The following is a 6,400-nucleotide window of genomic DNA, read 5'->3' as shown; positions in this document are numbered from 1 at the left end:
GCATTACTGGCAGCCGGCGGAGCCCAGGGATTATTCCGAGGCCTGCGCCATTGGCCGCCAGTACGCTGCGCATCTGGCGCAGTTGTTGAAGACCAACCGCCAGCATGCGGCGCGAGGGCTGTTGTTCCGCATTACCAGCGATATGGATTTTGCCGACAAGAGTCACCGCATCGGCCTGTGCAAGGGTTTCTTCAATTATCTGGAGATGTTGCTGAACCTGGCGGTGGAGCGGGTGGATCTGGCCCAGCATGTGGAGGCGGTGCAGCAGCTTTATCTGTGTCTGGAGCAGATAGCGCAGGCGCAAACGCAGAAGCGTTACCGCAAGCGAGGCCGGGGCGGCTAGCGCGGCGGAGTCGCCCATGAGAAACGGCCCCTAGGGGCCGTTNNCAGCAGATCGTAAGCAGGTTCCTTAGAACGCGAAGTGCTCGTCCTGCAACTCCATCAACGGCTTGGCGCCGGCCTTGAGCTTGGCCAGCAGGCTGTGCACTTCCGGGAACAGCTTAGCCATATAGAAGCGGCCGGTCAGGATCTTGGCCTGGTAGAAGCCGTCTTCGCCGCCGCCCAGCTTGGAATGAGCCACTTCCGCCATTTGCGCCCACAGCCAGGCGTAGCTGAGGTGGCCGATCAGGCGCAGGTAGTCGGTGGCGGCCGCGCCGGCTTCGTCGCGGTTCTGCATGCCGGCCATGCCTATGCCCATGGTCACTTCGCCCACGTCCTTCAACAGCTTGGCCAGCGGGGCCACGTAGTCGGCCAGTTTGTCGTTGCCTTCATTGGCCTGGCAGAATTTGTGGATTTGCTTGGTGAACTTGCGCAGCTTCTGGCCCTGGTCCATCAGCACTTTGCGGCCCAGCAGGTCGATGGCCTGGATGCCGTTGGTGCCTTCGTAGATCTGGGAGATGCGGCAGTCGCGCACCAGTTGCTCCATGCCCCATTCGCGGATGTAGCCGTGGCCGCCGAATACTTGCATGCCCAGGTTGGCGGCTTCGTAGCCGTTGTCGGTCATGAAGGCCTTGGCCACCGGGGTGAGCAGGGCCACGAGGTCGGCGGCGTCCTGGCGGGCGTCGGCGTCCGGGTGTTTGTCTTCAATGTCCAGTTGCAGCGCCAGCAGGCTGGTCAGCGCGCGGCCGGCTTCGGTGTAGGCTTTCTGGGTCAGCAGCATGCGGCGCACGTCCGGGTGGACGATGATGGGGTCCGCCGGTTTGTCCGGGCATTTGTCGCCGGAGAGCGAGCGCATTTGCAGGCGTTCGCGCGCATAGGCCAGCGCGCCCTGGAAGGAGGCTTCGCCTATGCCCAGGCCTTGCATGCCGCAGCCCAGGCGGGCGGCGTTCATCATGGTGAACATGCAGGACAGGCCCTTGTTGACTTCGCCAATCAGATAGCCCTTGGCGCCGTCCAGGTTGATCACCGCGGTGGCGTTGGCCTTGATGCCCATCTTGTGTTCCAGGCTGCCGCAGGCCACGGGGTTGCGGCTGCCATCTTCGTGGAACTTGGGCACGATGAACAGGGAGATGCCTTTCACGTCCTTGGGCGAGTCCGGCAGGCGGGCCAGCACCAGGTGGATGATGTTGTCGGACATATCATGTTCACCGGCGGAGATGAAAATCTTGGTGCCGGTAATGCTGTAGCTGCCGTCGCCGTTGGGTTCGGCGCGGGTTTTGAGCAGGCCCAGGTCGGTGCCGCAGTGCGGTTCGGTCAGGCACATGGTGCCAGTCCAGCTGCCGTCCACCAGTTTGGGCAGGTAGGTCGCTTTTTGCGCTTCGGTTCCGTGGGCATGAATGGCAGAATACGCGCCGTGGGACAGGCCGGGGTACATGGACCAGGCCACGTTGCTGGAGCACTGCATTTCCATGATGGGGAAGCTCAACGCCTTGGGCATGCCCTGGCCGCCGTAGGCCGGGTCGCAGTCCAGCGCCGGGAAGCCGAGTTCACAGTATTGCTGGTAGGCTTCCTTGAAGCCGGGCGGGGTGGTGACGGATTTGGTGGAGCTGTCGTAGTGGCAGCCTTCTTCGTCGCCCTGGCGGTTCAGCGGCGCCAGTTCGCTTTCACAGAACTGGGCGGCGGCTTCCAGGTAGGAGCGGAAGATGTCCTGGGTGGCTTCTTCGTAGCCGGGCAGGGTGGGGATGATGTCCTGTACCTTGATCAGCTCGTGGAGCACGAAATCGAAATCCCGCAGCGGGGCTTGGTATGCAGGCATGGGTCTCTCCTGTTGGTTTTGCGCGGCCTGGACTTTGCGGCCCAAGTCTGTAGTGTTTGGGTTCGCCCTGCGCTTGGGCGAATAATTCAAACGCTTGTTTAAATTATCGACGAGGCTTTGACAAGCTTTTCGCGCTTTCCCCGGCGGTGAGTGTGGTTTAACGGCAACGGGCGCGGATGAGGGATTGATACATTCCAGATGACTTGGTTTAGACGCAAGGTACGCAAATGGGTTGCCTACCGGCATCATTGGTTTCAGAAGCCCGGCTTGCGCCGGCTGGCGCCGTATTTGGACCGGCCGGCGTATTGGTCGCTGAACCGGCGCAAGGTGGCGATGGGGGTGGCGGTGGGTTTGTTCGCCGGCCTGATGCCCGGCCCCACGCAAAAGGTGACGGCGGTGACGCTGGCGCTGCTGATGCGGGTGAATCTGCCGGTGGCGGTGCTGTTCACGCTGTACACTAACCCTTTGACCGTATTGCCGCTGTATTTTCTGGCTTATGCTTATGGCAAGCTTTTGCTGGGTGATCCGGCTGCGGGTACAATGACGCCGCCGCCCGGTTGGGGGCAGTTGAACCTGGCGGAGTGGTGGCGCTTGACGCTGGACTGGCTGGCCGATCTGGGCTGGCCTTTGCTGGTGGGGCTGCCGGCGCTGGGGCTGACGTTCGGTGTGATCGGCTATGTGCTGACCCGGCTGCTATGGCGCTGGGCGGTGGTCAGCGCCTGGAAAAGCCGACATTGCAAAACACTTTAAGGGGCCATCGTGAATCTGCTTGAGAAGCAATTGTCGTCGGAGTTGGTGTATCAGGGTGGCTTTCTCGAGGTGCATAAGGACAAGGTGGCGCTGCCGGATGGGGCTGCGGCCACGCGCGAATACATTCTGCACCCCGGCGCGGTGGCGGTGCTGGCGCTGACGCCGGACGGCAAGCTGGTGCTGGAGCGCCAGTATCGTTATCCGGCCGGCCGCGAGTTCGTGGAGATTCCCGCCGGCAAGATAGACCCGGACGAGGAGCCGGCGGCCACCGCGAGGCGGGAGCTGCTGGAGGAAACCGGCTATGTGGCGGAGCGCTGGACCTATCTGGGCACCGCTTATCCGTGCATAGGCTATTCCAACGAGCGCATCAGCTATTACCTGGCGGAGGGGCTGAGCCAGCAGGGCAGCCGCCTGGACGAGGGCGAGTTCCTGGAGGTGCTGACGGTGCCGCTGGAAGAGGCGATGCGGATGACGCTGAGCGGGGATATCTGCGACAGCAAGTCCATCGTCGGCCTGCATTGGCTGGCCGCGCATCAGGCCGGGAGGATGGCGGGTGTCGCCGTTTGATCCCTACCGGGATCGGCGGCGCGGACGGCGCATCAGCATGGGCTGCAAGGCCCGCATCCGCTCCTTGATCAGCGGCGAAACCCATTACGGCGAGTGCGTCGATCTGTCGGTGGACGGCATGGCCTTGCGTTCGTCCTTCGTGCCGCAGTTCGGCGAGCGCCTGTCCGTCATCGTGCTGGCGCCGTCGGTGGGCGGCATGCCGGGCAAGCCCTTGGAGGCGGTGGTGGAGGTGAAGCGCTGCAATGAGGTGCAGCGCGGCCGCATCTATGAAATCGGCGTGCGCATTATTCAGCGCAAGGGCTGAGCGCCGCCGGCCGCGCGAGCGCGGCGCATGCTTTATATTTCTTTCTCTCTTTTCGCCACCTTGCGCGGTGCGAATGTTTCAATCGCCGCGCTGGAAACGGTTGATTCTCAAAGCATTTTTTTTGGGCCGATTTCCGTTTACTCCCGCTTACACGCCGCTCGTCTCCCGTTACAAAAAAAAGCTGGCGGAATTCGCCATCCATTTCAAATACTTGTATTGAATCTGGCTCGCGATCTCATATTTTGTGTGCAGGCGCTGTTTTGCCCTGCCAGCCCGTGCGTTATGCTATACCCAGAAAAAGAAGCCGGAAACAATGTGAATACTCTAATTCAGCAAGGGGAGCAGCGGATGCCGTGTGCATATCGTTTGCGCCTCTGCTACCTGCCAGGAGAGAGCCATGCACCCGGATATCTTCAGTCACTACGCTGCTCGTTACGACAAGACTCGTGAGGAGGAGTACACCATCCAGGAGTACCTGGAGCTCTGCAAGAAAGACCCCGGCGCTTACGCCACCGCCGCAGAGCGCATGCTGGCCGCCATTGGCGAGCCGGAGCTGGTGGACACTCGGCATGATTCGCGTCTGTCCCGCATTTTTTCCAACAAAGTCATCAAGGTCTATCCCGCGTTCCGTGATTTCTACGGCACCGAGGAGGTGATCGAACAGGTGGTGTCCTACTTCCGCCACGCCGCTCAAGGCCTGGAAGAGAAGAAGCAGATCCTCTATTTGCTGGGTCCGGTGGGCGGCGGTAAATCGTCCATCGCGGAAAAGCTGAAAGAGCTGATGGAGCTGGTGCCGTTCTATTGCCTGAAAGGCAGCCCGGTCAACGAGTCTCCGCTGGCGCTGTTCAACTATGACGAGGACGGTGCGCTGCTGGAAGAGGAATACGGCATTCCGCGGCGTTATCTGAAGAGCATCCCCAGCCCGTGGGCGGTGAAGCGGCTGCATGAGTTCAACGGCGACATCGGCCAGTTCCGCGTGGTCAAACGCTATCCGTCCGTGCTCAAGCAGATCGCGGTGGCCAAGACCGAGCCGGGCGACGAGAACAACCAGGATATTTCGTCGCTGGTGGGCAAGGTGGATATCCGCAAGCTGGAGAAATACGCGCAGGACGACCCGGACGCTTACAGCTACTCCGGCGGCTTGTGCCTGGCCAACCAGGGCTTGCTGGAATTCGTGGAGATGTTCAAGGCGCCGATCAAGGTCTTGCACCCCTTGCTGACGGCGACCCAGGAAGGCAACTTCAAGGGCACCGAGGGCTTTGGCGCGATTCCGTTTGAAGGCGTGATCTTGGCTCACTCCAACGAGTCCGAGTGGAAGCAGTTCCGCAACAACAAGAACAACGAGGCCTTCCTCGACCGGATTTACATCGTCAAGGTGCCGTATTGCCTGCGCGTGTCCGACGAGATCAAGATCTACGACAAGCTGATCCGCAACTCTTCACTGGGCCGCGCGCCGTGCGCGCCGGGCACGCTGAAGATGATGTCGCAGTTCGCGGTGCTGTCGCGGCTGAAAGAGCCGGAAAACTCCAGCCTGTTCAGCAAGATGCAGGTCTACGACGGGGACAATCTGAAGGACACGGATCCCAAGGCCAAGTCCATCCAGGAATACCGCGATTACGCCGGGGTGGACGAGGGCATGAGCGGCTTGTCCACGCGCTTCGCTTACAAGATCCTGTCCAAGGTGTTCAACTTCGATCACAGCGAGGTGGCGGCCAACCCGGTGCACTTGCTGTATGTGATCGAGCAGCAGGTTGAGCGCGAGCAGTTCCCGGCGGAAACCGAGCAGAAGTATCTGACCTTCCTGAAGGAGTACCTGGCGCCCAAGTACGTGGAGTTCATCGGCAAGGAGATTCAAACCGCTTATCTGGAAAGCTACTCCGAATACGGCCAGAACATCTTCGACCGCTACGTCAGCTTCGCGGATTTCTGGATTCAGGATCAGGAGTACCGTGATCAGGACACCGGCGAGATCTTCGATCGAACCTCCTTGAACGCGGAGCTGGAGAAGATAGAGAAGCCGGCCGGGATTTCCAACCCCAAGGACTTCCGCAACGAGATCGTCAACTTCGTGCTGCGGGCGCGCGCCAACAACGGCGGCAAGAACCCCACCTGGACCAGCTACGAGAAGCTGCGCACGGTGATCGAGAAGAAAATGTTCTCCAACACCGAGGAGCTGCTGCCGGTGATCTCCTTCAACGCCAAGGCCAGCGCCGAGGACGCGAAGAAGCACGAGGACTTCGTCAACCGCATGGTGGAGAAAGGCTACACCGCCAAGCAGGTGCGCCTGTTGTGCGAATGGTATCTGCGAGTGCGCAAGTCCTCGTAAGCCATCGCGGGTCCGGCGTCGCCAGGGCGGCGCCGGAGATCGACGCGCGGCCGCTGGCGCCGGCCGCGCGGAGAATAACAACAGCTGTCAGGCGCGGCCGCCAGCGGGCGGCGGCGCCGGCACAGGCAAAGCGAGGTGCTTATGTCCCACATCATCGATCGGCGCCTCAACGGCAAGAACAAGTCCGCGGTTAACCGCGAACGGTTCCTGCGCCGTTTCAAGGCTCAAATCAAGGAGGCCGTCGCCAAGGCGGTCAAGG

At 61.3% G+C, this 6,400-nt stretch carries 8 protein-coding genes; 7 read left to right on the top strand and 1 reads right to left on the bottom strand.

The window, feature by feature from the left end; translation table 11 throughout:
- On the top strand, nucleotides 1–343 hold a 343-nt coding region (locus LQT98_RS21150; protein ID WP_231464981.1), incomplete at its 5' end, for a hypothetical protein.
- 66 nt (nucleotides 344–409) lie between these two features.
- Here the strand turns inward: LQT98_RS21150 and LQT98_RS21145 are convergent.
- The gene (locus LQT98_RS21145) at nucleotides 410–2,194 is read right to left on the bottom strand and encodes an acyl-CoA dehydrogenase C-terminal domain-containing protein (RefSeq protein WP_048409193.1); all 1,785 of its coding nucleotides are present in this window, start codon (nucleotides 2,192–2,194) and stop codon (nucleotides 410–412) included.
- 198 nt (nucleotides 2,195–2,392) lie between these two features.
- On the opposite strand from LQT98_RS21145, the gene LQT98_RS21140 reads away from it, so the two are divergent.
- The 6 genes from LQT98_RS21140 to LQT98_RS24070 form a co-directional block, all read left to right on the top strand.
- Complete coding sequence (locus LQT98_RS21140) at nucleotides 2,393–2,944, top strand: DUF2062 domain-containing protein (RefSeq protein WP_048409194.1); 552 nt, start codon at nucleotides 2,393–2,395, stop codon at nucleotides 2,942–2,944.
- 9 nt (nucleotides 2,945–2,953) lie between these two features.
- On the top strand, nucleotides 2,954–3,511 hold the full coding sequence (locus tag LQT98_RS21135; protein WP_231464979.1) for an NUDIX domain-containing protein: 558 nt from the start codon (nucleotides 2,954–2,956) through the stop codon (nucleotides 3,509–3,511).
- Nucleotides 3,498–3,815 (top strand): PilZ domain-containing protein, encoded by a 318-nt coding sequence (locus tag LQT98_RS21130; RefSeq protein WP_082150950.1) that lies wholly within the window; start codon nucleotides 3,498–3,500, stop codon nucleotides 3,813–3,815. The genes LQT98_RS21135 and LQT98_RS21130 overlap by 14 nt, the downstream gene beginning before the upstream one ends.
- Before the next feature lie 27 nt (nucleotides 3,816–3,842).
- On the top strand, nucleotides 3,843–4,265 hold the full coding sequence (locus tag LQT98_RS21125; protein ID WP_231464977.1) for a hypothetical protein: 423 nt from the start codon (nucleotides 3,843–3,845) through the stop codon (nucleotides 4,263–4,265).
- Nucleotides 4,213–6,141 (top strand): PrkA family serine protein kinase, encoded by a 1,929-nt coding sequence (locus LQT98_RS21120; RefSeq protein ID WP_019100828.1) that lies wholly within the window; start codon nucleotides 4,213–4,215, stop codon nucleotides 6,139–6,141. Before LQT98_RS21125 ends, LQT98_RS21120 begins: the two co-directional genes overlap by 53 nt.
- 141 nt (nucleotides 6,142–6,282) lie before the next feature.
- Nucleotides 6,283–6,400: DUF444 family protein (locus LQT98_RS24070; protein WP_269326112.1), on the top strand; the 118-nt coding region annotated here is incomplete at its 3' end.

It is taken from the genome of Chromobacterium aquaticum (genome assembly GCF_021129195.1).
GTDB classification, from domain to species: domain Bacteria; phylum Pseudomonadota; class Gammaproteobacteria; order Burkholderiales; family Chromobacteriaceae; genus Chromobacterium; species Chromobacterium aquaticum.
This window is presented reverse-complemented; position numbering and strand designations above follow the sequence as displayed.

Coding starts and splice junctions, on each gene's coding strand:
- LQT98_RS21145 (WP_048409193.1), bottom strand. CDS start 2,194: ATGCCTGCATACCAAGCCCCGCTGCGGGATTTCGATTTCGTGCTCCAC.
- LQT98_RS21140 (WP_048409194.1), top strand. CDS start 2,393: ATGACTTGGTTTAGACGCAAGGTACGCAAATGGGTTGCCTACCGGCAT.
- LQT98_RS21125 (WP_231464977.1), top strand. CDS start 3,843: ATGCTTTATATTTCTTTCTCTCTTTTCGCCACCTTGCGCGGTGCGAAT.
- LQT98_RS21120 (WP_019100828.1), top strand. CDS start 4,213: ATGCACCCGGATATCTTCAGTCACTACGCTGCTCGTTACGACAAGACT.